The sequence below is a fragment of the Thermostichus sp. MS-CIW-37 genome (assembly GCF_054060065.1).
Window position 1 is genome coordinate 1 of record NZ_JBSSCV010000034.1, and the last position, 24843, is coordinate 24843.

Below are 24843 nucleotides of genomic sequence, written 5' to 3' on the forward strand. Positions count from 1 at the left end.
GGCTCATGGGCTTATTGTAGTTTATCCAGACTTTGACCAGCAAACCTATATGGAGGAGGGCTTTCCTCCCGACACCAAGCCTGCGGCTATGGTGCAGGCCTCCAGCCCGAAAATTTGGTGACTGGGGCCGGAGAATGAAGATAGGCTGGAAGCGAACGTTGGTGTTCATCCAGGCGAGCGGGGGAAAAAGATGAACGAGCCCATGTCGCCGTCAGTACGGGCGGCTATCGAGCGGATGAAATCTCGTTTGCGCATGACTCGTCGCTTTGGGTTTTGGTTCCAGGCAATCTTGGGGGCGACGGCGCTGCTGCTGTGGTTTGGCTTTTTAATCGGCCAAAATACCGTCTATCGAGATGACTCGCTGGGGGCTGTCATCGCCTTCTGGTTCACCTTGTTTACATTGCTCACCCTGGCAGCCGGTCTATTTTTCAACTGGCGCTACTTGCTCCACGCGGAGCGCCGCTCAGCTTCTGCTGATGCCCTAAGCCAATTGGATTTGCCCAAGCAGTTGCAGTTGGTCACCTATGTCAGCCTCATTGGGGCCTTCCTTGCTTTGATTGGTATGGAAGCCCAAGTGGGCGAGCTGTTGGCGCGCATGTTTTCCCGCACCCAGGCCAACCAGGTGACAGGAGTGCTGCTGCTGGCCGCCAACATCAACGTGACGTTTGCCCACTTCGTCTGCTTGGCAGGGGTTCTCTGGATTACCGGTGTCCTCGACCGCGAACCCTAGCGCCGGATCCCTGGCCCACCTTTGGGAGTCATGTGGACAGTGGCGAGACGGCTTGTTGTTTTTATAGTCGTTTACAGTCGTTCTAGTTCAGGGCAAGACACCTGAGCTACTGTTCGCGCTAGCGGGACGGAGTCCTTGAAAGGCCTTCTGGCACGGTGCATTTAACGTTTTAGGCGTGGGTGCAGTGTCCTAGTTTGAATCGAAATGACCATAAATGGGCAAAGCAAAGAGCCCCCAACTTAGGAGATAAGCTGGGGGAAGCCCTTTAGGTTTGCTTGAGTTTTCTCCAGACCACCCAGGCCTTTGAGACCTTTGCGACCTCAGTAAAAGCAATGGCTTTACTTAAAGCCCACTGCCGCTTGCCAGACAAAAGCCAGCAGGAAAAACAGAACAGGGATGATCGGCAAAATGTCGATCAGCGGGTCAAACAATTCATAGCCTTCCGGCAAACTGGCCAGGAGCACCATCGCTGACATAGCAACAAACCTCAGGGGAAAATGCGGCTGAAGAAACTGCTTCTTTCAGAATTAAAATAGAGCTTAACATCATCCAGCAGGGATCCGGACTAAGTTCAAGAAATGTAAAGGAAGTGGCGACCTAGAGAACGCCAATGTTAGAGAGGCCCAAAACGACCCCCACTCCCAACAAATGGCCAAAGCTGGCAACCCCGATGACTTCTGGCCAGGTCATTCCCAGTACCGGCCCGGTCTCTGAGGCCACTCCAGAAGAGGATTTGAAGCTCAGGTAAGCCAGCCCTGTGCAGAGCAGAATGATCACGGCGCTCAGGGGGGACCAGGGGCTGGTTTGAGCGGTCAAAGCCAGCGGCGCGACAACAGGCATCATGGTTTTCGTCCTCAACTCAGGTTGACCGACTCTTAGATTACCCCTCCTGCTGGGATCCCCTCGCAATCTGCACATGAATTGCAACAGAGGCTGCAACAGAACCTCACACTACGGCTTTTCTCCGGCTTCAGGGGCAGTTTGCTATTGCCGGGATCCTTCAGGAATCCTTGGCCAGGAGAGGAAGGTGCCCCCATGGCTGGGGTTGTGAGGAAAATAAGGCTTGGGCTGAGAAGCTGGGCAGGTCTCTGCCGTATACTAACGAAAGTTAACAAACTTATCTCTTCGATCTCTTTTCGGTGTGATGACTGGGACGCGCTGCCTCGACCCATCCTCTCTGTCTGCACTGTGCGCACCTAAGGATGGCTGCCGATGACTGTTGCTGCTACTGCTGAACCAGCCCAAAAACCTTTCGCATTGCCTCGTGAGCTGTTGGGGCCACCCTCGGAATTTTGGAATCCCACCTTGCTGATGTTTTTGGCTGCGGTGGTGCTTTCGGCCTCTTGCTTTGGCGGGTACGCCTTTTGGCACTGGCCCAAATGGATGGTGTTCTGGCTCAATTTTGTGGCCCTCTATGTTCTGGGCACGGTGATTCACGATGCTTCCCATGGCTCGGCCCACCGCAACCGCTTTCTGAACGAGGCACTCGGACACGGCTCTGCCCTGTTGCAGGGTTTTGTCTATCCCGTCTTTAAGCGGGTACACATGCAGCACCACGCCCACGTCAACCATCCTGAAGACGATCCCGATCACTATGTCTCAACGGGAGGGCCGCTGTGGCTGATCGCGCCGCGGTTTTTCTACCATGAGGTGTTTTTCTTTAAGCGGCAGCTCTGGCGGAAAGGTCGCTGGGATCTGCTGGAGTGGGGCTTGAGTCGGCTGGTGGTTATCCTGACCTTTGGTCTGGCCAGCTACTTCGGCTACACCGACTACATCATGAACTATTGGCTACCCCCTGCCTTTATCATGGGGTTCTTGCTGGGCTTGTTTTTTGACTACCTGCCCCATCGCCCTTTTCAATCCCAAGAGCGGTGGTACAATGCCCGCGTCTATCCCGGATGGCTGACCAACATTCTGCTGTTGGGGCAAAACTATCACCTGATCCACCATCTCTGGCCTTCTGTTCCCTGGTACAAATACCAAGCAGCCTACTGGGCAGCCAAACCTGAGCTGGACGCGCGCAACTGCCAGCAAACGCTGGGGATCTGGGAGAAGGGAGAGTTTTGGGGCTTTTTGTACGATGCTCTGATCGGTCTGCACTGGCACAAGCCCACCTCAGCTCACCCTGCTACAGCAGCCAATTCCGGATCGGAGGGATCCCCTGCGGATCCACAGCCCGGCTAGCATGGTTTGGCCAACGCTGCAAGTCCCTCAGGTGCTGCTGTTTGTGGAAGCGGCCAGCCTGTTGCAGGACTCTAGCCAGGTTTTGTTGCAGGCCGGTCGGGCAACGGCAGATTTGCCGGAGTTGATTGCAGAAGCGCAGGCGCGGGCCGAAGTCCAGGTGCAGCTCCTTGGGATCCCCGCAGACTTGCGGGCACAGGTGCGAGGGATCCTCAGGTTGACCTCGCCCCAAGAGGTGCTGGCCTACTTGCAGGACTTGCTGGACAGGGGATCTGGCCCGGATTTGGAAGCCTTTTTGGAGCAGGCGGGATCCGCCTCTACAGTGCTGCGCTTCCCCCCCCTGTTGGTGGGGGCTGTGGCTCTGCAGGTGTTGCTGGAGCGGTTGGACTTTTCCCCAGAAGAGCGGGCTGTGGTGCAAGCCCAACGGGATCAATGGGAACAGGCCCTGGCGGAATTGGCCACTCACCACAGGGTTTCCCCAGAGCCGCTCCGGGCCACTGCCGAGACGATGCTGCGGGCTGCTTCGGCAGAAGAGCTGCTGCAACTGGGGCAGGATCTCCTTCAAGATCTCCAAGATCTCGCTGCTGCCGATTCTGAGCCAGAAGCCGAGCCTCAGGTGGAATTGGCGGGGCCTCTGCTGTTCATGATGGTGGCGGATTACCTGTTGGCCCAAACGGAGTATCCGCTGACCCCGGAGCAGCGGCTGGACTTGCAAACCAATCGCGCCGAGGCAGAAACCCGCTACTTGGCCATGCAAAAGTTGGGCCGCATTGAAAACTTGGCGGAGCAACAGGCTTATATTCGATCTTGGATTGACCAAGCTTCCGTACCGGATTTGCTGCAGGCTTTGGATCGCTTTTTTGCGGCGTCTGAACCCAACTCGTGAGGCCCAGAGATCACCAAAGGTTTGCTATCCCCTATCCTGGAAGCAAAGGGATCCCACTTGAGGTGTGAAAGTGGACTGGGGCAGCCTGTTCTGGATTTTTCTGATCTTCAGCTCTTTGCAACCTCTGCTGAACCGTCGTGCCCAAGAGTTCCGGCGCTTGATGGCCATTCGGGAGTTGGAGCAAAAGCGGGGCAGCCGGGTGATTCTGCTCATTCACCGCCAGGAGTCGATTAGTTTTTTGGGGATCCCGGTTTCCCGCTACATCAGCATCGAGGACTCCGAGCAGGTATTGCGGGCGATTCGCCTTACCCCACCCAATACCCCGATTGATTTGATTTTGCATACCCCCGGTGGCCTGGTGCTGGCCACGGAGCAAATTGCCCGCGCCCTGATCCGCCATCCGGCCAAAGTGACGGTCTTCGTGCCTCACTACGCCATGTCGGGGGGGACAATGCTGGCCCTGGCCGCCGATGAAATCGTCATGGATGCCAATGCAGTCCTGGGGCCGGTGGATCCACAGTTGGGGGGGTATGCTGCCGCCAGTATTCTGCAGGTGGTGGCGGATAAACCCATTGCCGAAATCGACGACCAAACCTTGATCCTGGCGGATCTGGCCCGCAAAGCGATGCAACAGGTACAGAACTTCGTGCGGGATCTCCTGAAGGACGATGTGCCCAAGCGCAAAATTGCCCCCGAACGCATCGAGCCCCTCATCCAGTACCTAACCAGTGGACAAGTTACCCACGACTACCCGATCACTGCCGAAGAAGCCCAAAGGTTGGGCCTGCCCATTTCTACCGAGTTGCCACCCCAAATCTATGCCCTGATGGACTTGTACCCACAGGCCACCATGGGCCGCCCTTCCGTGCAGTACATCCCCATCCCCTATGATCCCCGCCCCGCTCTGCCCAGAGGGGGATCCCGCTCTGGCCTAGGGTGAACTCTTGGCGTAAGCTTCCATAGCTTCCAGGCGCAGCCCCCCTGCCCGGCGAAACAGCTCTTGTCCGGTGTGCAGATGGCGGTCGTCGAAGTTCAGGGGGAAATACTGCAGCTCCTCTAGAGCGTCCTCTAGGTGGTTGAGGGCGTAGTAGAGGCGAGAAGCCACTCCCCCCAGGCTGCTGGGATTGGGGAGGCGGCCAAAGATCTGCTGGGCTTGGGCCAGTTTCTGCGCACACTCTTCCAGATAGTCAGCAAAAGACTGCAACAGGTCGGGATCAAAGGGATCCGCCGCCAAAGCATTCAACTGAGGCTTTAGGGAAGACAACAAGGGCCCCAACACTCGGTTTAGAGGGGTGTAGACCTGTTGGATCCAGGCTGCGCGGGCGATGGCTTCGTGGCTGACGGTTTCACGGGGGGATCCCGTCGGCTGGGGGCGGGGTGAGGTGCGGCTGGAGTGCAGTTGCCGATCGTATTCGCGGCGAGATTGGGGATCCTTGAGCACCGCGTAGGCAGCGTTGATCTGGCGGATGCGCTCAGAGGTGGCCCGATCTTTTTTGGCCAGCAGGCTGTCGGGATGGTGGTACTTGACCAAACGACGGTAGGCAGACTTGATCTCCTCCGCCGTCGCCGCCACGGAAACGCCCAAAACTTCGTAATGGGATCCGCTCTCCATACTCCCCAGGCCTGCCGGAAAGAAACTTCCATATTCTACCTGCAGCCTAGAATAAAGGTGAGTTTTCCGGTGCTGCCCCATGTCTTCCGCCTCGCCCCAGGGATCCCCCAACCCTTTCAGTGCCCTCTTGGGGGCCACCATTGCCGTCAGTCTGGGCTACGGTTTTTTTCAACTGCTGCTCTCGATGTTGGCCAAGTTGCCGCCGATCGATGTGGAGATTGGATCGTTGGCCCGTGGGATCAGCATTCTGGTGCGCTACCTGCTGGTCGGTTCCGTTTCCCTGATTGCCTTCATGTTTGCCATGGTGGGGTTGGGGCTGGCGGCCTATTGTGTGCAATTGCTGGGAGAGCGGCTGACCTCCTCTCAGCGCTGAACCTAGGGGCACAACCTCTGGCCGACTCGTTGGGCGTTTATCATGATGAGCCAGCTTCTTCTCAGCGCAGCACCACCTTGGGGGAGAGCAACAAAGTCAGGGATCCCTGGCGGTAGTCAATCCGGCCTTCGGCAAAGCGCACTTGGGCTAGGCCCGCTTTTTTGAGGGTGATCGCGTGGGCGTTGGCCGGGTTTAGACCAACAGCCGCTTGTACCCACAGGCTCAGATCCGGCTGGTGACCGACCAGAGCCAAAGACGCCAGAGGTTCCCGCTCTGCTTGCCAGCGCACCAGGTCAGCAAAACTGCCGCCCGGAGCCAGCGGCTCAAACACCTCCACAGCTTCGGCCAGGTTCTCGTCCAAAAAGATCTCAGCCGTCTGCCGAGCCCTCACCAGGGGACTGGTGAGCAGGAGATCCCACCTCCAGCCCATGTTCTTGAGCTGGCGGGCAATCTTGCGGCAGCGCCTGCGACCTTCGTCTGTAAGGGCCCGAAAGGCATCCTCGACTTCTGGCCGGGGTTCCTCGGCTATGCCATGGCGAATAAAATCCACGGCCAATTCCTGTCGGGCAGTCTGCTTTTCTGCCGCCCCCTGATGGTGCTCCGCGCTGCTAACGCGAACGCTCTCCTGTTGTTCAGACCCAGAGACCATAGAACTCCAAAACTCTGTCCTGCCGGCGCGAACGGCACTGTCAAATCTTGACTGCCAAATCTTGGAATAACTGTAACTCTCCCAGAATACTGTGGGAAAAAAGCCCACTCCCTCTACGGCAGCACTCCCGCGACAAAACCGGAAGTCATGAAGAAGACGAGGGGTTATGCAGTCGCTGGCTGACCAGAGTGCGCCCCTCCTGGGTGTAGAGCTGCCAGTAGTTCCAGTAGTTGCCAAACACGGACTTCACATAGCCCCGAGTTTCGGGGAAGGGGATCTGCTCCACAAACACATCCGGATCCTCGAAGCCAAAGCGGTTCAGCCATCTGGCCACGTTGCCGGGGCCACCATTGTAGCTGGCCAGGGCCAGCAAGGTGTTGTCTTGATAGGTGCGGTGGGTGTAGTCGAAGTACCAGGATCCCAGGTAGAGATTGTCGGCGGGGTTGGTGAGGCTGTACTGGGCCAGGCCGATCTGCTGAGCAATCCAGCGCCCGGTGGCGGGCATCACCTGCATCAAGCCCAAAGCCCCCGAGGCCGAGACGATCTCTGGCTCAAAGCGGGATTCCTGCCGGATCAAAGCCGCCACCATCAAGGGATTGAGGTTAAATTGCCGTGACCAGTGGGCCAAGCCGGGTTGGGCGTAGGGATCCCCGCTCCAGGAATTGTCGGGGCCCGCATAGTAGTGCAGCGGATAGATGGCCTGCCAGAAATCTTGGCGCTGCCTCAACGTCTCCAGCAAGGGATCCGGCTCTTCGCTAAAGCGCAAAGCAGCCACCTGGTTAATGCCCCGCAGGTGATCTCCGGCGCTGTTGCGCAAAATGCCCGTAACAAAGCGCTCGGCAACGCTCATCTGGCGGGGATCCCGCTGCACCGGAGTTTCGCCCTGCCAGCGTTCCCAGGCCAGTTGGCTGGCTCCCATCAAATGCAGGGTTTGCGTAACTGCAGAGACCCCCGGCAACGGTTGGCGCACCGGCTGAAAATCCACCTCCACTCTTTTGCGCCCGCTGTAGAAATCCCCCACCGGCCAGCCCAGTTGCACTGCCGACCGCCAGCCGTAGTAGGTGTGGGGAAACTGACGCAGTACCTGCCGATAGGTCTGCCGAGCTGCAGCCACATCCCCCTGCTGTTCCCGCCATTTGCCCGCCCAGTAGAGCAGTTGTGCCCCCATTTCTGTATCCCGCTGAGCAGATCCGATCTGTTGGGCCAGGGCGATGGCTTGGCTGAGATTGCCTGCTTGTGCTTGGCTCCAGGCCACCGTCCAGGCGGCATTGGCCGCAGCTTCGCTGGCCGGAAAGCGATCCCAAAGGGCTTGCCGGGTGGCTTGGGCCGATTGGGGGCTGGCGTTGCGATCATAGAGCTGGCTGAGGCTGAGCAACGCCTCTGGAGCTTCTTTATCTGAGCCGGATCCCACCTGTCGGAGGAGTTCAATTGCCGTCGGCAGGTCGCTCAGTTCCGCCAAACGGCGACGGGTGAGGGAAGCCTCTGGCCCATCGGGGAACTGTGCCAGCAGCGCTTGGTAAGCCGCTCTGGCCTGAGGAAACTCCCGCGAGATCTGGTGGCTGCGACCCCAGCGGTAGAGGTTCTGAGAGGTGGCGGGGGCACGTCCATAGGCCCGGGCAGCTTTGCCGTACTCCCGTTGCTCCCAGTAGGCATCGGCGAGGATCTGCCAGTCGGAAGCCGTGAGGGATCCCTCTTGAGCCTGCCGCCAGCGATCCAGCAACGGCGTTAGCCCAGGGGTTTGCGGGTGATGTTGGGCCAAATCCCGCAGCAGGTCATAGCGGTCGGGATCCAGCTCTAGCAAATGCTTGAGGGCACGTCCAGTCAGCGGGTGGGTGGGAAATTGCTGCCGCAGCCGATCCACCTGGCCCATCCCCCAGAGGGCGTAGGCGGCCACAGGACTGTGGGGATATTCCTGCAAAATCTGGGGCCACCAGATCCCTTGGGCTGTTTCCTTGTCCTGCAACTGTTCATAGGCTTGGGCCCTGAGCTTCCAAATCTCTTCCCTCAGAACCGGCAGGCTCTCTTCCAGCCCCTGCAAATGCTTCAAGGCAGATTGCGCTTGGCCGGCCTGTAGCGCTGCATAGGCTTGCAGAAAGGCCACTGTGGAAGTTTGAGGCAGTTGCGCCGGATCCCTGTCTTCTGGTGCAGAGGCCACCTCCGCGGTTTCTGCCCAGGATGAGGTGTAGAAGCCCCAGACGGCCCCACCCAGAGCTGCTCCCGCTGCCAGCACACCGGCAGCCCATCTTGTCCAGCGTCGTTTGCTGCCTGTCAGGATCCCCATGCTTTGCCTCCCCACCACCTCTGAACTAAGATACTCAACCCGACTGCGTTGAGCCACCGGACAACTCGATACTTGCGAAACGGCTGGAAAGCTCACCTGGCAAGCGGTCACCGAGCATTGGGGCCAGACGATAAGCAGGGAGAGGAGCAGTTCTTTCCTCAAATCTTCAGATTTCAGACAGCAGTGAAACAGCTCATTTCCCCAATTGCGGGATCCCTGTCGGGCTTTCACTGCGGTACACCTTGGCCCCGACACTGCGCAGCTTTTCATCAATGGCTTCGTAGCCCCGGTCGATGTAGTGCAATCCGTGGATTGTGGAGCAGCCTTCAGCCGCCAGGCCGGCCAACACCAGGGCCGCACCCGCCCGCAGGTCGGTAGCCACCACCGGAGCGCCGGAAAGGGACGGCACCCCTCGGATCAGGGCCACTCGGTTCTTCAGGCGAATATCGGCTCCCATGCGATTCAGCTCGGGAATGTGGTGCATGCGGTTTTCAAACACTGTCTCCTCAATGGTGCAACTGCCCTCGCTCAAGGCGGCCAAAGCCATGATCGGCGCCTGCACATCGGTGGGGAAACCAGGATAGGGCAGCGTTTGAATATCGGTTGCCTGACACAGCCAGCCTGAGCTCAGTTGAGCCGGGGCAATGCGCAGCCGGTTTGGGCCTTCCTCTTCCACCCGCAGCCCCATCGCTTGCAACTTGGCGATCACCGCCCGCAGATGATCGGGAATAACAGGGCCAACTGTGAGGTGAGAGCGGGTAATGGCCCCGGCAATGAGATAGGTGCTGGCCTCGATGCGGTCGGGAATGACGGTGTACTCCGTTCCATGCAAGCGGGGCACCCCTACCACCACAACCGTATTGGTGCCGACACCGCGAATGCGGGCCCCCATGGCTTGACAAAAACGGGCTAGATCCGCCACCTCCGGCTCTTGGGCGGCGTTCTCGATCACCGTTTCTCCATCCGCCAGCGTAGCGGCCATCATCAAGGTCTCGGTGGCACCGACGCTGGGATAGTCCAGGTAAATACGGGTTCCCAACAATTTACGGGCATAGGCATGAACCACCCCATGCTCGATTTGGACCGTTGCCCCCAAGGCTTGCAGACCCCGCACATGCAGATCCACGGGACGAGACCCAATCGCACAGCCACCGGGCAGGGGAACTCTGGCCACCCCCAGCCGCGCCAACAGAGGCCCTATGATGAAAAAGCTGGCCCGCAACTGGCTGACCAATTCATAAGGGGCTTGAGAGGTTTTGAGGGAGCTGGCATCCAGGTCCAGGGTATTGCCAACATGGGAAACCTTAACTCCCAGCGTGGCCAGGATCTGCCCCATGCGTTCAATGTCCAGCAGACGCGGCACGTTGTGAATTCGACAGGCCTCAGGAGCCAAGATGGCCCCGGCCATCAGCGCCAAGGCAGAGTTTTTTGCCCCGCCAATAGGGATGTGGCCACTCAGGGTCTGCTTGCCAATGATTTTCAGCACTGGCCCCATCATCTCTGGCGCGGTTGCCATGCCGGTCTGGGGCGGCGTCAGGCCAGGCTCTAGGGGATCCGCCCCGCTGACGCGATTGTCAAAACCTTTCAATCTCCCTCCTCACCCACAAAAAATAGGCGAACCCTTCTCAGAGAATACTCTGGGGATCACAGCAGCGGCTAAACTCGCAAGCCAAATTGGGTGTGAGGAAGAAGTTCCCATGGCTGTGCTTCTATCCTGCAGCAGCGGACAGGGGAGCGGCTAGGCCAGTTCACCAGATGCAGGTTCTCAGCGAAGGCAACTGGGGGGCAGCCCAACAGCAGGGGGCGGTATGATGGATGCTCAGGGGAAGTGCTTGCAAGGAAAACAGGAAGGAGACAGCCGATGATTGCCACTCAAGTCTCTGCCCAAGAGTTGTTTCGGGCCGCCTATGAAAACCGCTACACCTGGGATCCCGCTTTCCCAGGCTACAGCGCCGAGGTCACCTATTGGGATGGGGAGCGCACATTCGTTGGGCAGGTGCGAGTGGGAGCAGACCTAAAGGCCACTGTTACCGGCGTAGAGGATGAGGAAGCTCGAAAAGCCATTCACAACCAACTTTGGGAGATTGCCATTCACCGGGTGCGCCGCAGCTTCGACGAGACCCATGGGAGCAACACCTTCCGTTATGGCCAAACCCTGCCCGATGGCACAGTGGAGATCCTGGTGGGGGGCAAAGCCGAAGGGGATCGCTACCACGTGCGCGATAACCAGGTTACCATGGTGCATCGGCATATCCACGGAGTGGTGGTTACCATCCACACCTTCAGCAGCCACGATACCGGCGAAGGCTATCTTTCCCACCGCTACGATTCCGTCTATCACGATCCCCAAACGGGCGAGCAAAAAGGCGGGCGCAGCCAATTCGAGGATCTGTATACAAAAGTGGGCCAGTACTACATCCTCTCGGAGCGGCGTATCCAGACCGAGACGGAAACCGGCCCTGTGGAGAAGCGCTTCACCTTCAGCAACTTGACCTTGCTAGACGTTGGGGCGTGAGCGACCCGGCATTGACCCCAGCAGGGTAGGGGGCCAGCTCTCCCGTTCTCACTGTTGGGCAGCTACCGGGAGGCTGAGTTCACGCCCTTCTTGGCGGCCAAGCCTTTCTCGATAACGGGAAAGCCGATCTGTAGGCTTTCAAGCTTTGTTGCAGAACGATCCTCCCGGTTAGAAAAAGCAAGAGAGCCTGAGCTATGCTTTGAATATTCTCCCGCCTGCGATTGGCATGGACAACACCACAGCAAAACCTGACCCGGATTCCGAAGCCCCCATTGGTGCCCCTGACCTGATCATTCGCCCCGCCCAACTGGGGGATCTGGAGGCTGTGGAAGAGATTTTGGCGCAAGCCTTTGATGAAGAGTACAGCAGCCGCTCGGTGGATATTCGTCGCCAAGTGCGGCGGTTGCGCCAGTGGTATGGGCCCCTGAAAACCCTGACCCTGTTTCCCAATCGCTTTCAGCACATGTTTACGGTGCATGTGGCGGAGCTGGAGGGCAAGATTCAGGGAGTGATTCAGGTTTCTCCCTTCAACCATTCCCGCAGCACCTGGCGGGTCGACCATATCGCGGTAGCGCCCTCTGCCCAGCGCCAGGGGGTGGGATCCCGGCTGCTCAAGCACTGCATGGAGCACTTTCGGGAAGCTCGCACCTGGATCCTGGAGGTGAACATCCACAACAAAGGGGCAATGGCGCTCTACCGGCGCAACGGCTTCCAACCCTTGGCTCAGATCACCTACTGGTCGATTCCAGCCGATATTCTGGCAGCTCTCAGCCAGCACGAGCCCAAATTGCCCAACCTGGTGCCGGTGACCAATCGGGATGCCTACGCCATCTACCAACTGGATACGGGATCCATGCCGGCCACTGTGCGCCAGGTGTACGACCGTGAGGTGAACGATTTTCGCACTAGCCCACTGGATTGGCTTTTGGAGCAGGCCAAATGCGCCATTAGCCAGACGGAGCGGGTGGAAGTGTGTGTTTACGAGCCCGAACGCAAAACCGCCATCGGCTACTTCAACTTGAAGTTGGATCGCACCGGGCAGCAACCTCATGTGGCCAAGCTTACGGTTCACCCTGCCTACACTTGGCTTTACCCCGAACTCATGGCCAAGATGGCCCAGCTTACTCAGGCTCATCCGCCGCAATCTCTGGCCTTGGCCTCCACCGATTACCAGCCGGAACGGGAGGAGTTCTTGCTGAAGCTGGGAGCCCAGGATGTAGAGCGGACGTTGCTGATGTCGCGTTCGGTGTGGCACAAAATCCGCGAAAGCCGCCTCTTTACCTGGGATAGTGCTTATCTCAACGCGATGCTGCGGGGATTACAGGTGAAGCAGCCAGTGCCGGAGCGGTTTGAGGGGCCGCCGGAGGGCTGGGTAGAGCACCACTTTCATCCCATTAGCCCAACCGAGCCAGATCCCAGCTCTGGTCGCGTCAGCGGTGTGGAGTCTTCACCAGGGCTCTCCAGAGACTCCCAATCTGAGGCTTCTCCACCCCCTAGCTAAGGGAGAGAGAGCCCCAATCCTGGCTTGCTTGCACCTTGCGAAAAACGGATGAAAGACCCGAAGGGCAATTCTACTGCGGATCCCTCTTGGCGGGCGCTGATTCAGGCGGCACTGCACCGGAACCGTAGCGATCCCGGTGTGCGGTATTTGCAATTGGCCACGGTGGATCCCCAGGGGCATCCGCGCAACCGCACGGTGGTTTTCCGGGGGTTTTTGGGCGATACCGATCGCATTCAATTGGCGGTGGATAGTCGTAGCGAGAAGATTCGACAAATTGCCCACTGCTCCCAGGCTCAGATCTGCTGGTATTTCTGCAAAACCCGCGAACAATTCCGCATTGCCGGCACCCTTGAGGCCATCGCCGCGGATCATCCGGATCCCCAAGCTCAGCGCCAGCGGCAGCAGTTGTGGCAACAGATATCGGAAAAAGGACGGCTCCTCTGGTTTTGGCCGGAACCCAAAGGGCCGCTCGCCCCGCCAGAGGCTTTTATTCAAGAGTTGCCGAAAGAGAAAGATCCGCTGCCCCCGCAGACTTTTGTGGCATTACTGCTGGAGCCAACAGAGGTGGATCACTTGCAGCTTAAGGGGGATCAGATCTATCCCCAATTGCGGACGGTGTACGAGCGCACTTCCAAAGGGTGGCAGCGTCGGGCCGTGAATCCCTGAAGGCGATCCAAACTGGTTTCAGCCTGGTCTGGAGTGGGGGATCCCTTATTCCTTGTTCCTCCAAAGCACAGGGAATAGAGGAATGGACGTGTTAACGTAGCTGAACGATCGTGTTCTGCACGGTGGGGGCGTTATCCTCTGATGGAACTCTGTACGCGTATGGCTGGTCTATCAGGGGTAGGGCAGCAGTTGATGCCTTTTGTCTAACTCGACACGTATCACTTTGGCTTGCAGTGGTCTCGATGTGCGTCTTGATCTGCTCATTCGCTCAGGCTGTTGCCTCTTTTTTCGCCGGCGGCCCATTGCTGAACAGAGCTTTGAGGGGCAAGGGATCCCTAGTATTGTCTGCCGCTCTGGTTGGGGTAGGGGTTCTCGTGCAGGGATTGAGGGCACAGACTCTGGAGAAACCGACGCTGAAAGCCTTGGAGGATTCCGTTGAGGGGAATGTTGTCCCTGTTCTGCACTCAGAACCTGCCTTGCCCCCCCAGGCTGTCCCCACCTCCGCCCGCACAGGATCCTTTCGTGTCGGCAATCGCACGCCCCATCCGGTTCGGCTGGTGATCTTGATGCGCAGCGGCGAACGGATGATCAATCCGGAAACGGCCCACTGGGACTTTGCCCCTGGAGAGGGGGGGAGCGAGGGATTGCTGCTGAGCTTGGGAGAGGAACCGCTGCAAATCGGCCCCGGAGACATTGTGGTGGCTTTCGCCCTGGATGGAACCCGCCGCTATTGGGGGCCCAATGTGGTGGGAGAGTCTCTGGCCCCGTTTTGGGATGGGGAGAGCGGCTCCTGGTCGATGATCTTGCAGCCTTAGATGCTTTTGTACTGAATAGAACATCTTGTGGTTTATAACTGGCTGCGCAGTTTATAGCTTTCTAGGGTGTTGGCCAGCAGCATCGTTACCGTCATCGGCCCTACGCCTCCCGGTACGGGCGTGATGGCAGCGGCCAACTCTTTGACCGCTTCATAGTCCACATCTCCCACCAATTGCTCGGCTCCGGTGGGGGTCTCGATGCGGTTGATGCCAACGTCGATGACCACCGCGCCGGGTTTCACCATGTCTGCCCTCAATAGGCGGGGGCGGCCCACGGCCATCACCACAATGTCGGCGGCGCGGGTCACTTCTGCCAAGTCGGGGGTGCGGGAGTGGGCTAGGGTGACCGTCGCATCGGCGGCCAACAACATCAAGCTCAAGGGCTTGCCCACCAAGATGCTGCGACCGACCACCACTGCCTTTCGGCCTGCAATCGGGATCCCTTCTGCTTGCAACAGGCGCATCACGCCCAAGGGGGTACAACTGCGCAAGCCGGGTTCGCCGCGCAACAGCCGGCCCAGGTTGAGGGGATGGAGTCCATCCACATCTTTGCCGGGATCGATGGCCAAAAGGGGGGGGATGGGATCCCAGCCGGGGGGCAGGGGCAGTTGGACGAGGATGCCATCCACCCGCTCGTCCTGATTGAGTTGGTCGATGGTGTCGAGCAAATGGGCAGGGGAGTCTTGGGCGGAAAAATGTCGGCCAAAAGAAGCAATGCCCAACCGCTCACAGGCCCGCTCTTTGCCGCGCACATAAGCCGCACTGGCGGGATCCTCTCCAACCCGCAACACCGCCAATCCCGGTGGCCGCCCCACCTGGGGTATCCAAGCTTGCACTTGGGCGGCCATCTCCGCTTGCAAGCGGGCGGCTAAGGCTTTGCCATCGAGGATTTTTGCGGGCATGGGGGCGCAAGGATAAAGACAACCATCCAACGACCATCCATAGTGAAGCAGAATGGCAACAGCAGTGCAGGGGAAATGATCAGGTGGGATCCCTATGATTCGGGCAGGTCTTCTTCCTCTTGGCCCAATTGCTCGATGATGATCTCCACCTGCTGCCGCTTTTGCTCCAGGAAGTCCGCGCAGGTTTTCAGGGTTCGGGCGGCCTGTTGAAAGCGCTCCACCACCTCGGCCAGATCCAGCTCCCCCGACTCAATCTGGGCAATCAAAGTTTCCACTTCGGCAATGGCCGCTTCATAGCGCCACGGCTCCTCACGTTTGCGGCGGTTCATGGCTCTCCTCTACTCGTACCCACAGGCTTCCCGAGGCCAGTTGTATTATCAGGCGGGTTTGGGGGGGCAGTTGATGGGTGCGGATGAGGGATCCCTCTTCATTTCGCACCAGGGCATAGCCCCGTTTCAGAATGGCTTCAGGATCGAGAGCTTGTAGGCGATCTTGTAGGGCCTGTTGGTGCTGTTGGTGTTGCCGGAGGCGATGGCGCACGGCTTGGAGCAGGCGATGTTGGCGCTGGGTCAAGCGCTCCTGGGCCTGTTGCAACAGCCGCTCTGGATGCACGTAAGCCAGGTGGTGTTGGGCCTGCTGCAAACGCTGCTGGGCCCTTTCCAAAGCTTGGCGAGTGCGTTCGATCAACTTCTGGCGCAACTGGGATCCCTGGCGCTGCAATTCCCCCAGATCCGGCACGATCCGCTCGGCAGCTGCCGTTGGGGTATGGGCGGCGTAGTCGGCAGCGTAGTCAGCCAGGGTTTCATCCCGCTGGTGGCCAATCCCGGTGACCACCGGGATCCGACATTCGGCAATGGCTCGCACCACCCGCTCATCGTTAAAACAGGCCAAATCTTCGCTGGCTCCACCGCCCCGCGCCAAAAGAAGCACTTCCGCCCGCCCATCCTGTTCCACCCGGCGAATGGCCCGCACAATTGATTCCGGGGCCGCCTCCCCTTGCACTTGAGCTGGGGAGAACAGCACCCGTAGCCCGGGGTAGCGCTGGTTGAGGGTGCGCCGAATATCTCCCCAGCCGGCAGCGTGGGGGGAACTGACGACGGCAATGCACTGGGGATGAACAGGCAGAGGTCGTTGGTTATCGAACAAGCCCTCAGCACTGAGGCGGGCCTTGAGCTGTTGAAATCGCAACGCCAACAGCCCTTCCCCGGCAGGCAGCAATTGCCAGATGACGAGGCGATAATGGCTGCCGCCGCTATAGATGCCAAGTTGCCCAAGGGCAAGCACCTGTTGCCCCACTTCCGGCCAGAAGCTGAGCCTGGAAGTTTGGCCCTGCCAGACCACCCCCTTGAGAACGTCACCGGTTTCCGGATCGACTAGGGTCAAGAACAGGTGGCCATTGCGGTTGCGCTGGCAACTGGAGACTTCCCCGCTCACCCACAGCCTGACCAAGTAGGGATCCCCGGCCAGCAGCGATTTCAAATAACGGGACACTCCCCCCACCGAGAGCAGGGGAGCTTCATCCGTGAGCAAAAACTCCATCCCACTGCTGCGGGCGGCTAAAGTCACTTCTGAAGGGACAGGATCGCGCATCCAGGGTTCTCGAATAGCGATGGGACTTGTCGGGATCCCATCTAGAATAGGCGACAACCGGGCGAGAGAGGAGGTGAGCTGGCGGGTGACCTTCGCCCAGTGGCTGGGGCTAGGGGCGCTGTTGGGCCTGCTAGTTCTGCTTTGGCAGATCCGGCAGATCCTGCTGTTGGTGTTCGCGGCCATTGTGTTGGCAGTAGCATTGGATACCTTGGCCCAGATCCCACAGCGCTACGGCTTTCGGCGTGGCCCCTCAATTGTCATCACCAGTTTGACGGTTTTGGTGGCCGCGATCTTGGTGGGGCTAATCGTGGTGCCCCCCCTGGCGGAGCAGTTGCGGTGGCTGTTTACCGATGGGGTGCCCGCCGGGATCGTTCAGGCCCAGCGACTGTTCGAGAGCTTGATTCTCTCTTTGCCGACGGATATTGAGCTGCCGACGCTGCGGGAATTGGCCAATAGCTTGGTGCCCCAGGCCACCGAGTTGGTGCGACAGGTGCGCGACTTTTTCTCCGAGTCCTTCACTGCCTTTTTTGGCACCCTGCTCAACCTATTGTTTGTAATCATCCTCACCATTTTGTTGTTGGCGGATCCCCAAGCCTACAGTCGCGCTTTTGTCTCGGTTTTCCCGGCCTTTTACCGTCCCCGCATTCGCTACATCCTCAAGCGCTGTGAGCTGGCGCTGCGAGGGTGGCTGATGGGGATCCTGTTTACCAGCACCTTGGTGATGCTGCTGAGTGGGATCGGGCTGTGGATTTTGGGGGTGCCCCTGATCTTGGCCAATGCGGTGCTGGCGGGATTGTTCAACTTCATCCCCAATATCGGCCCAACCCTGAGCGTGGTGGCCCCCATGCTGGTAGCCCTCACGGATGCCCCTTGGAAGTCCTTGGCGGTGCTGGGACTGTATATCCTGATCCAGCAGTTGGAAAGCAGCGTCTTCACCCCCATCGTCATGTCCCGACAGGTGTCGCTCCTGCCCGCCCTAACCCTAGTAGCTCAAGTTACTTCAGCCTTTTTCTTTGGGGTGCTGGGCCTGTTCCTGGCCGTGCCTTTGGCGGCAATCCTGCAGGTGTGGATTCAGGAGGTGCTAATTCGGGATGTCCTGGATCCCTGGCAGGGATCCCGATTGCGGCCCTTGCTCAGGTTGGAAAGTGGAGAGAACGGGATCCAGAGCTCCACCCAGGCGGAAAACCAGGATCCCATTCCGCGACCGCAATCGGTGCGAGAAGGTTGAGGGGGCAATGCTCCTGACTTGGCTCAACCCCATCAGCTTAGCCACACGACCGGCCCTTCCATTGGGCAGGAATCGACGTTCTCCCCACGGCTAGAGCCGGGGGATTCTTTCCCGTCGCTCCACGCTCCTCGCGCTTGACCGGTGTGAGAACGCGACAACTGGCAACTGCGCACCCAGGCAGAGCGGCATCGGGGAAACAGTGAGGCCCACGGCCCGCTGTGCGAAGGGCATTCTGTCAACCAAGGATTCTGTCCCGCTATCGCTCACCTGGCAAGGCCGGACTGTGGAGTCCCGGCGGGAAAAGCCGCAACCCCTGCTGGCGCACCCGCCGCTCCTGGAAAGGGATAGGGGTCACGCGCGGCAAAGGCGTAGCCACAGGCTGGGGAGTTGAAGTGGGCACAGCTTGCGGAGAGGGCTCTGGGCTGGGCTCAGGCGTAAGCTCAGGTTCGGGAGTGGCTACTACGGGCGGTGGCGTTGGAACAGCCGGGATCCCCTCTGGTGTCGGACGGGGGCGGCCCAGTTGAAAGCGCGGCTGGCGACGAGGTGCAAGCGTGGGCGTCGCCTCTGGCGTTGGAGTCGGAGTGGGTGTGGGTGTGGGCGTCGGGCTGGGTGTTGGCGCCGGAGTAGGAGTGGGCGTGGGTGTCGGAGTTGGCGTTGGCGTCGGAGTAGGAGTGGGCGTGGGTGTCGGAGTTGGCGTTGGCGTCGGAGTAGGAGTGGGCGTGGGTGTCGGAGTTGGCGTTGGCGTCGGAGTAGGAGTGGGCGTGGGTTCCGGAGTCGGCGTGGGTGTGGGCTGGGGCTGGACGATGGCCAGGGCCTCTTCGGCTTTTAGCTCCCCCCGAACCAGCTTGGAGAGGGTATCTTGGCCGCCAGGGGTGTAGGTGATCTCGCGGGCGGCGCTGTTGAACACATTGCGGATGGGATCCCCTTTGCTGTCCACCAGTTCCAGCACCATCACATTGCGACCGGGCCTGAAGCCCTTCAGATAAAAAGACTCCCAGCGATCCAGCAGGCCGGACTGGCCGTTGAGGGTGTAGCGGATCCGCCAATCGCGGGGCAAGTCGGTCAGCAGGCTCTCCCGCACCGGGGCGTTGGCCAGCCAGAAATCCACCAGGATCGGCTCGGCCCCGTAGCTGCCGGTGGGGTGGTTGTAGGTGAGCAGGGGCAGTTGCGGCTGCGGCACGTACTCGGGGGTGGGAGCCAGCACGTGGAAGCTGACCTGGGCGTAGGCTTCAGAGTTTTTGAAGCTCTCGTACCAAGGTTTGCCGGCAAACACGCGCAGGGTATGGGATCCCGGCTCCAAGTCCTTGAAAACGAGGGGAGCATCGGCATCGTAATGGGCGATGTAGGGCCGGTTATCCAGCACCACGTGCAGGTGAGGGCCAAGACCCAATTGCGGATCTTTGAAAAGCGGGTACCCCTGCACCGCGAAGCGAACGGTTACCTGCCGCTCTGGCAACACCTCACCTGGCTTGGGGCTGAGGATCTGCACCTGCGGGCGACAGTACTGCAAATGGGCATCCAGCTTGGCAATCTCCGGGGGAACCGGCACGCGCTCTAGCTGGGGAAGCTGTTCCTGCGGGGGTTTAGGCGGGGATCCCCCACAAGAGGCCAAAACGAGGGCGGTCAACAGACAGATCCACCATCTCAACAACCCCCACCTTCTCAACCTGGCATTTCCCGCGTGTTCTTGCATGAGCCTTACATCCCAATGCTCTTTGTATCCTGCCGAGCCGCAGACAAGCCATCCCCACATTACCAGCATGTGTCCTTTGGGGAAGATCCCTTCCCCCGCCCTAGAATGGGATCAACTGGCCTGGCTCAAGCCGGGTCGGAGACACTTTTGAGGTCGTGTATGGCTCTGTTGGCGATAACAGCTCTTGCGGGCATGGATCTGGCCCAGTGGCAAGCTCTGCTCAACAACGTGGCGTTTGCCATTTCTCTGGGGGCCATGCTGTTTTACTGGGGTGGGGCAGCCTTTCCCCAGGTGCAGCTTTTGGCCGAATTGGGCCTAGCGGGGATGATCGGGGCAAACTTGACGATGGCCGCCCTGTTGACGGCCCGCTGGATCGATGCAGGCTACTTCCCCCTGAGTAACCTGTACGAGTCTCTGTTTTTCCTGGCTTGGGGGATCACCGCTTTGCATTTGGTGGCCCTCTACTGGAGCCGCAGCCGCTGGGTGGGGGTCATGACCGCCCCAGTTGTAACCGGGATCGTGGCCTTTGCTGCCTTGGTGCTGCCGGAAGATATGCAGGTGGCCCAGCCCCTTGTCCCGGCTTTGCAATCCAACTGGCTGATGATGCATGTGACTGTGATGTTGCTGGCCTATGCGGCGCTGTTGGTGGGATCCCTTCTCTCCATCAGCTTTCTCATCGTCACCCGCGGTCAGGATGTCCATCTCAAGGGCAACTCCCTCGGCCTGCAATTTCGCCCTCCCCAACCCCAAACCCATCCCGAATGGGCGGAGGCCACCCTGCCCTCCCCTGCTTCGGAACTGGCCTATGCCGGCCTCCGCTCCCCCCGCCCTGCCCCCTCGTCGGCTGAGCTCCCTCCCCAACCGGCCCCAGAAGGGATCCCCTGGCAACGGCTGAGCCTGGCAGAAATCTTGGACAACACCAGCTACCGGCTCATCGGGCTGGGCTTTCCCCTGTTGACCATCGGCATTATCGCCGGCGCCGTTTGGGCCAACGAAGCCTGGGGTACCTACTGGAGCTGGGATCCGAAAGAAACCTGGGCCTTGATTACCTGGTTGGTCTTTGCCGCCTATTTGCACGCCCGCATCACCAAAGGCTGGCAAGGCAGACGCCCCGCCCTCTTGGCCAGCTTAGGCTTTGGGGTGGTTTGGGTGTGTTATCTGGGGGTGAACTTTCTGGGCAAAGGCTTACACAGTTATGGCTGGTTTTTCTGAGGGAATTTTTCTCAAAAACCGGCCCGAGTTTATGGGTATTCTGGTGCTGGCAAGCCGTAGTGGATCCCTTCGAGGAGAAAAACGATGCGACTGTTCAACTACCTGATCTTGTTTTCAGCCCTCCTGGCCATTGCCCTCTTTGCCATGCAAAACGCCACCCCGGTCACGGTTACTTTTGCCCCCGGCGTCAGCGTTGAAAGCCCTCTGGTGATGGAACTTCTGGCATCTGCCGGGATTGGGGCCGCCCTCGCCTGGCTGTATAGCCTCTGGATGCGCGTACAGTTCAGCATCGAAGCCCGAGAAAAAAATCGGCAACTGCAGGAGAAGGAAGTCACCATCACCGAACTCAAGGAAATGGTGGTGGAGCTGGAAGCCAAAGTGAAGCAACTGCCCCCCAGCAAGCGCGCCGAACCCCAAGAAGACATCCAGGACGTAAAAGAAGTGGCCACTGAGGGATCCCCTGCCTAGAATCTCCAGGTTGACCCACAGGCCGTTGAGGTAGAATTGAACTTCTGCTTGCCCACTAGCTCATACTTCCTATGCAGGTTATCCAAGAAAAACGCCCTGGCAGCCGGGTTGGCCTCAAAATCGTGGTAGAAGCCGACCGGGTGAAGCGCTCCTACGAAAAAACCTTGCGTCAACTGGAGCAGAATATCCAGATTCCGGGATTCCGCAAGGGCAAGGCCCCCCGCAATCTTGTTGTGCGGCAGGTGGGCCGCGAGCGCATCCTGGCCAGTGCTGTCGATGACCTAATCAACGAGGCCATTCAACAGGCTTTCAAGGAAGCTCAGCTCACCCCCATCAGTCGGTTCGAGCTGGATGACGAGGTGGGGCAGCTCTTGGCTCAGTTCAACCCCGAGGCAGACTTCAGCTTCTCGGGATACGTTGAGGTGTACCCTGAAGCTCGCGTTGGCCAATACAAAGGGCTGACCGTCACGGCAACCCGCGTTGACGTCAAGCCTGAACAAATTGACCAGCTCATCGACCGGTGGCGGGATCAGCGGGCCACCCTCCTGCCGGTAGAAGATCGGCCTGCTCAGTTGGGGGATGTGGTGGTGATCGATTTTGAGGCCCGCGATGCAGAAGGCAATTCCCTCGACGAGATGGCCACCCAGGACTTCCAGTTGGAACTCAAGGAAGACAACTTCATCCCCGGTTTTGTGGCGGGCATCGTGGGCATGCAGCTCGACGAAACCAAGGAGATCGCAGCCACCTTCCCCGACGACTACTTCAGAAAAGAGTTGGCCGGGAAAACGGTTACCTTCACTGTCTGCCTGAGGGAGATCAAGGCCAAAGAGCTGCCCGAATTGGATGATGCCTTTGTGCAAGAGATCAGCAGCTTTCAAACGGTGGCCGAACTGCGGGAGCACTTGCAAAAGCGCCTCGAACAGGATGCCCTGAGACAATCCGAGGAGAACCTCGAAACCGCCATCCTCAACGCCATCCTGGAAACCACCGAGGTGGATCTGCCCGAGACCCTAGTCGAGCAGGAAACGACGCAACTGCTATCCCAAAGCCTTCACTCGCTGCAACAGCAGCAAGGGGTCACGCCAGGCGAGATCCGCAAGCTCCTGTCCCAACTGCCGCCTGAAACCCTCAACCAGTTGATGGAGCGCCACCGACCCGAAGCCATCGACCGGCTGCGGCGCACCTTGGCCCTGAGCGCCATCGTTCGGCAAGAGCAAATTGCCGTAGGCTCTACGGAGTTGGACGTGGAAGTGGAAGAAGTGATGGCGGCCTATGCCCAGCAAGGCCAAAAGCTGGATCGGGAACGAGTACGCCAAGCCGTCTATGAAAGCTTGCTGACCAACAAGGTGATGGCCTGGCTGAAGTCGCAAACTACGGTCAACTGGGTCGATGACGAGGGAAATCCAACCCAGGCACCTACTTCTTTGGCAGGCTCGGAGGAGAAGGTTGAAGTGCCAGAGGCCGAGTTTGAGGCCGATGAGCCAGAAGCAGAGGTATCCGGGATCCCTGAGGCCGTTGAATCCTCCTCAGAGACGGCTACGGGCGCGGAAACGGATGGAGAAGCTGCAGCTGCGGAAGCCGAGCCAGCTACAGAAAAGGCTGTAGAAGTATCCCCTGCGGAAACCCTCTCAGATTCTGCGGCAGATTCAGAACCAAAGGCAACGATCCCGGTTGAGGAGAAGGCAGAAGAAACCACTGCAGAGACCCCAGCAGCAGAAAAGCCTAAGCCAAGCAAAAAGGGCAAAAAAGGCAAGTAAGAGTAGGCTGTGGTGGGGCGGTTTTCCGGATCCCGGCTGGGAACATTCCAAAGAAGGGGGGCGCGACAGTCACCCCTAGTGTTCTAAAATGCAAAAAGCGGATACCTAACACTGCCTACAGTGGCAGAGGGGAGCGTTTAGGGTTTACCCTATTCGCAACATCTGCAAGAGGGCAGGCTACCATGAAAGGATTTGCGCGCGCAATTGGGGCTTGGGGGATCCTCACCCTGATCGCCGGGATCTCGCCCGGCAGCGCTGTGGGCCAATCGGCCTTGCCTCCTGTGCCCATCATGCCCTCGGATCCCCAAGGTTCGTTTCCCGATCCAGGGATCCCGGCAGCCCCTTCCCCTCCCCGTGAGCCGGTCGGGCTGGATCTCCGCCATCTGGTGGGATTGTTCATCAACGAGTCCTTGGGTGCAGGCAACCAAGCTGCCGCAGTCAGTTACAACGACCTCTACACCCGCCTGTTGGCCCGAAGCTACGGGGATCCCCGCCCCCCCATTGAGGTGGAGTACGAGTTCATTCAAGAGATCCTGCGGGAGTATGGGGATCCCGCCGATCGCTTCTGGGATCCGCAAGCTTTCAAGGACTTGCTCAACCGTCCCCGTCCTCCCGTACAAGCCCGCGGGATTGGCCCGCGCCAGGTTTATTTGGCAGTGCCGGATCTCACCCCAGCCACGGCTCAGCAGATCCGCCAAACCCTCTACACCCAAGACTACAGCCAGGGCATTGTCCTCGACCTGCGCGGCTCGGTGGGCTACGACCCCCAAGTGGTGGCCGATGTGGCGCGCCTATTTCTGCCCCGCTCCGTCCAGCCGCTGCTGATTACCGAAGACCGATTTGGGCAGCCCACCCTCTGGAACAGCGAAAATCTGCCCATTGCCGCCGGGATCCCGTTGGCCGTTCTCGTGGATGGTAACACCCGCCAGGGGGCCACCCTCTTGGCTGCCCAGTTGGGATCCAGCGGTAGCACCCTTATCTTGGGACAGCCCACCCAAGGCAGCGAGCGACAAACCCGCTTCTTTGCTCTCCCCTCCGGCGCGGCGGTGGAACTGGCCGTGGCCACCTGGAAGACAGGAGATGGTCGCTCTTTGGAGCGAGGTTTAGTGCCTTTGCAGACGGTGGAAGGAGATGACAATGCTTGGCTGAATGCCGGCCTGCAAGCGCTGGCCTTGCCCCCACGGCGACCCACCCTGCCCCCACGGCCTACCGTGCTGGTGCAAGAGGGCCGAGTTGGCCGCTTTGAGCTGGGCATGGATACCCGCAACGTGGATACCCACCTGCTGGGCAATGTCGATCAGATCCCAGCGGCCTCTGGAGCTAATGTGTTTCAGCCCAACAGCGACCTGAAGATCTTTTACCTGCAGGACTACATCCTCTTCACCTACCGTCATCCGGGCATTGTGGATAGCTTTTTCGCCAACCGCATCTACACAACCCACCCGGAAGCCATGACCGGTGAAGGGATCCGCATTGGTTCCACCTACTCAGAAGTGATCGCCGTTTACGGTGGGCCAGGCGAGAACGGCTACAACGAGGTGGTGCCCTATCCCAAGGGGAGCCGAGAGTATCTGCGCGACGACCGCTACTACGTCAACTACGATGCTCTGGGCCTGGCCTTTGCCTTTGAGGTGGGATCCAACCAGGTCACGGCCATTGGCCTGTTCAAGCCGGGGAGCTGAAGACGAAGGTAAACTACCCCCGCCTAAAGGCGGGAGCTTTCAGTAGCCCTAGAGTCGGCAAGCCAACCCTGGACCTCTAGGCTGGTTTACAAAAGCAGCCCC

General features: G+C 59.3%; 24 protein-coding genes. 14 read left to right on the forward strand and 10 right to left on the reverse strand.

Features of this window, described 5'->3' with window-relative positions; all coding sequences use genetic code 11:
• The first annotated feature begins 190 nt into the window (after positions 1 to 190).
• Positions 191 to 730 (forward strand): DUF3611 family protein, encoded by a 540-nt coding sequence (locus ACVWYZ_RS12595; protein ID WP_414332564.1) that lies wholly within the window; start codon positions 191 to 193, stop codon positions 728 to 730.
• A gap of 338 nt (positions 731 to 1068) precedes the next feature.
• Here the strand turns inward: ACVWYZ_RS12595 and ACVWYZ_RS12600 are convergent, their stop codons facing one another.
• Together ACVWYZ_RS12600 and psaK are read right to left on the reverse strand one after the other, a co-directional pair.
• The gene (locus tag ACVWYZ_RS12600; RefSeq protein WP_414332566.1) at positions 1069 to 1206 is read right to left on the reverse strand and encodes a photosystem II reaction center protein K; all 138 of its coding nucleotides are present in this window, start codon (positions 1204 to 1206) and stop codon (positions 1069 to 1071) included.
• A 121-nt stretch (positions 1207 to 1327) separates the two neighbouring features.
• Positions 1328 to 1573, reverse strand: coding sequence for a photosystem I reaction center subunit PsaK (gene psaK / locus ACVWYZ_RS12605; RefSeq protein ID WP_414332568.1), 246 nt, complete (start codon positions 1571 to 1573; stop codon positions 1328 to 1330).
• Positions 1574 to 1942: 369 nt separating this feature from the next.
• Here psaK and ACVWYZ_RS12610 point away from each other — a divergent pair, with 369 nt between their 5' ends.
• The 3 genes from ACVWYZ_RS12610 (at position 1943) to ACVWYZ_RS12620 (ending at position 4737) form a co-directional block, all read left to right on the forward strand.
• Positions 1943 to 2914 (forward strand): fatty acid desaturase, encoded by a 972-nt coding sequence (locus tag ACVWYZ_RS12610; RefSeq protein WP_457467246.1) that lies wholly within the window; start codon positions 1943 to 1945, stop codon positions 2912 to 2914.
• Between the two features lies 1 nt (position 2915).
• Entirely contained in the window at positions 2916 to 3797 is an 882-nt protein-coding gene (locus tag ACVWYZ_RS12615) for a hypothetical protein (protein ID WP_457467247.1), read from the forward strand.
• 70 nt (positions 3798 to 3867) lie between these two features.
• Complete coding sequence (locus ACVWYZ_RS12620; RefSeq protein ID WP_457384648.1) at positions 3868 to 4737, forward strand: SDH family Clp fold serine proteinase; 870 nt, start codon at positions 3868 to 3870, stop codon at positions 4735 to 4737.
• Here the strand turns inward: ACVWYZ_RS12620 and ACVWYZ_RS12625 are convergent.
• On the reverse strand, positions 4729 to 5409 hold the full coding sequence (locus ACVWYZ_RS12625; RefSeq protein WP_457467248.1) for a J domain-containing protein: 681 nt from the start codon (positions 5407 to 5409) through the stop codon (positions 4729 to 4731). The two genes, ACVWYZ_RS12620 and ACVWYZ_RS12625, sit on opposite strands and share 9 nt — an antisense overlap.
• 79 nt (positions 5410 to 5488) lie before the next feature.
• Here ACVWYZ_RS12625 and ACVWYZ_RS12630 point away from each other — a divergent pair, with 79 nt between their 5' ends.
• Positions 5489 to 5782: a DUF3082 domain-containing protein gene (locus ACVWYZ_RS12630; protein ID WP_457467249.1), complete on the forward strand. Its 294-nt coding sequence runs from the start codon at positions 5489 to 5491 to the stop codon at positions 5780 to 5782.
• A gap of 61 nt (positions 5783 to 5843) precedes the next feature.
• Here ACVWYZ_RS12630 and sixA read toward each other — a convergent pair whose 3' ends face one another.
• From sixA to murA, 3 genes are all read right to left on the reverse strand, one after another.
• Positions 5844 to 6431: a phosphohistidine phosphatase SixA gene (gene sixA / locus ACVWYZ_RS12635; protein WP_457445543.1), complete on the reverse strand. Its 588-nt coding sequence runs from the start codon at positions 6429 to 6431 to the stop codon at positions 5844 to 5846.
• 145 nt (positions 6432 to 6576) lie between these two features.
• Entirely contained in the window at positions 6577 to 8712 is a 2136-nt protein-coding gene (locus ACVWYZ_RS12640; protein WP_457467250.1) for a lytic transglycosylase domain-containing protein, read from the reverse strand.
• Between the two features lie 193 nt (positions 8713 to 8905).
• Entirely contained in the window at positions 8906 to 10228 is a 1323-nt protein-coding gene (gene murA / locus ACVWYZ_RS12645; protein ID WP_202943714.1) for a UDP-N-acetylglucosamine 1-carboxyvinyltransferase, read from the reverse strand.
• Between the two features lie 345 nt (positions 10229 to 10573).
• Here murA and ACVWYZ_RS12650 point away from each other — a divergent pair, with 345 nt between their 5' ends.
• The 4 genes from ACVWYZ_RS12650 (at position 10574) to ACVWYZ_RS12665 (ending at position 14209) form a co-directional block, all read left to right on the forward strand.
• Complete coding sequence (locus tag ACVWYZ_RS12650) at positions 10574 to 11227, forward strand: DUF3386 domain-containing protein (protein ID WP_457467251.1); 654 nt, start codon at positions 10574 to 10576, stop codon at positions 11225 to 11227.
• A gap of 226 nt (positions 11228 to 11453) precedes the next feature.
• Entirely contained in the window at positions 11454 to 12728 is a 1275-nt protein-coding gene (locus ACVWYZ_RS12655) for a GNAT family N-acetyltransferase (RefSeq protein ID WP_457388765.1), read from the forward strand.
• A 48-nt stretch (positions 12729 to 12776) separates the two neighbouring features.
• Entirely contained in the window at positions 12777 to 13394 is a 618-nt protein-coding gene (locus ACVWYZ_RS12660; RefSeq protein ID WP_457388767.1) for an Npun_F5749 family FMN-dependent PPOX-type flavoprotein, read from the forward strand.
• Between the two features lie 341 nt (positions 13395 to 13735).
• Positions 13736 to 14209: a hypothetical protein gene (locus tag ACVWYZ_RS12665; protein ID WP_457467252.1), complete on the forward strand. Its 474-nt coding sequence runs from the start codon at positions 13736 to 13738 to the stop codon at positions 14207 to 14209.
• 32 nt (positions 14210 to 14241) lie between these two features.
• Here ACVWYZ_RS12665 and folD read toward each other — a convergent pair whose 3' ends face one another.
• The 3 genes from folD to xseA form a co-directional block, all read right to left on the reverse strand.
• Positions 14242 to 15111: a bifunctional methylenetetrahydrofolate dehydrogenase/methenyltetrahydrofolate cyclohydrolase FolD gene (folD, locus tag ACVWYZ_RS12670; RefSeq protein ID WP_457467253.1), complete on the reverse strand. Its 870-nt coding sequence runs from the start codon at positions 15109 to 15111 to the stop codon at positions 14242 to 14244.
• Between the two features lie 92 nt (positions 15112 to 15203).
• Positions 15204 to 15440, reverse strand: a complete 237-nt coding sequence (xseB, locus tag ACVWYZ_RS12675) for an exodeoxyribonuclease VII small subunit (RefSeq protein WP_414408568.1) — start codon at positions 15438 to 15440, stop codon at positions 15204 to 15206.
• A complete protein-coding gene (xseA, locus tag ACVWYZ_RS12680; protein ID WP_457467258.1) occupies positions 15421 to 16650 on the reverse strand; it encodes an exodeoxyribonuclease VII large subunit in 1230 nt (409 codons plus the stop codon). The genes xseB and xseA overlap by 20 nt, the downstream gene beginning before the upstream one ends.
• Positions 16651 to 16720: 70 nt before the next feature.
• Here xseA and ACVWYZ_RS12685 point away from each other — a divergent pair, with 70 nt between their 5' ends.
• Complete coding sequence (locus ACVWYZ_RS12685; protein ID WP_414352155.1) at positions 16721 to 17929, forward strand: AI-2E family transporter; 1209 nt, start codon at positions 16721 to 16723, stop codon at positions 17927 to 17929.
• 256 nt (positions 17930 to 18185) lie between these two features.
• Here ACVWYZ_RS12685 and ACVWYZ_RS12690 read toward each other — a convergent pair whose 3' ends face one another.
• Entirely contained in the window at positions 18186 to 19556 is a 1371-nt protein-coding gene (locus ACVWYZ_RS12690; protein WP_457467254.1) for a hypothetical protein, read from the reverse strand.
• A gap of 225 nt (positions 19557 to 19781) precedes the next feature.
• Between ACVWYZ_RS12690 and ccsB the strand changes: the two genes are divergently transcribed.
• From ccsB to ACVWYZ_RS12710, 4 genes are all read left to right on the forward strand, one after another.
• The gene (gene ccsB / locus ACVWYZ_RS12695) at positions 19782 to 20834 is read left to right on the forward strand and encodes a c-type cytochrome biogenesis protein CcsB (RefSeq protein ID WP_457467255.1); all 1053 of its coding nucleotides are present in this window, start codon (positions 19782 to 19784) and stop codon (positions 20832 to 20834) included.
• An 84-nt stretch (positions 20835 to 20918) separates the two neighbouring features.
• On the forward strand, positions 20919 to 21302 hold the full coding sequence (locus tag ACVWYZ_RS12700) for a LapA family protein (protein ID WP_011431755.1): 384 nt from the start codon (positions 20919 to 20921) through the stop codon (positions 21300 to 21302).
• Between the two features lie 71 nt (positions 21303 to 21373).
• Positions 21374 to 23059: a trigger factor gene (gene tig, locus ACVWYZ_RS12705; protein ID WP_457467256.1), complete on the forward strand. Its 1686-nt coding sequence runs from the start codon at positions 21374 to 21376 to the stop codon at positions 23057 to 23059.
• 182 nt (positions 23060 to 23241) lie between these two features.
• Positions 23242 to 24741 (forward strand): S41 family peptidase, encoded by a 1500-nt coding sequence (locus ACVWYZ_RS12710; RefSeq protein WP_457467257.1) that lies wholly within the window; start codon positions 23242 to 23244, stop codon positions 24739 to 24741.
• Positions 24742 to 24843 lie beyond the last annotated feature (102 nt).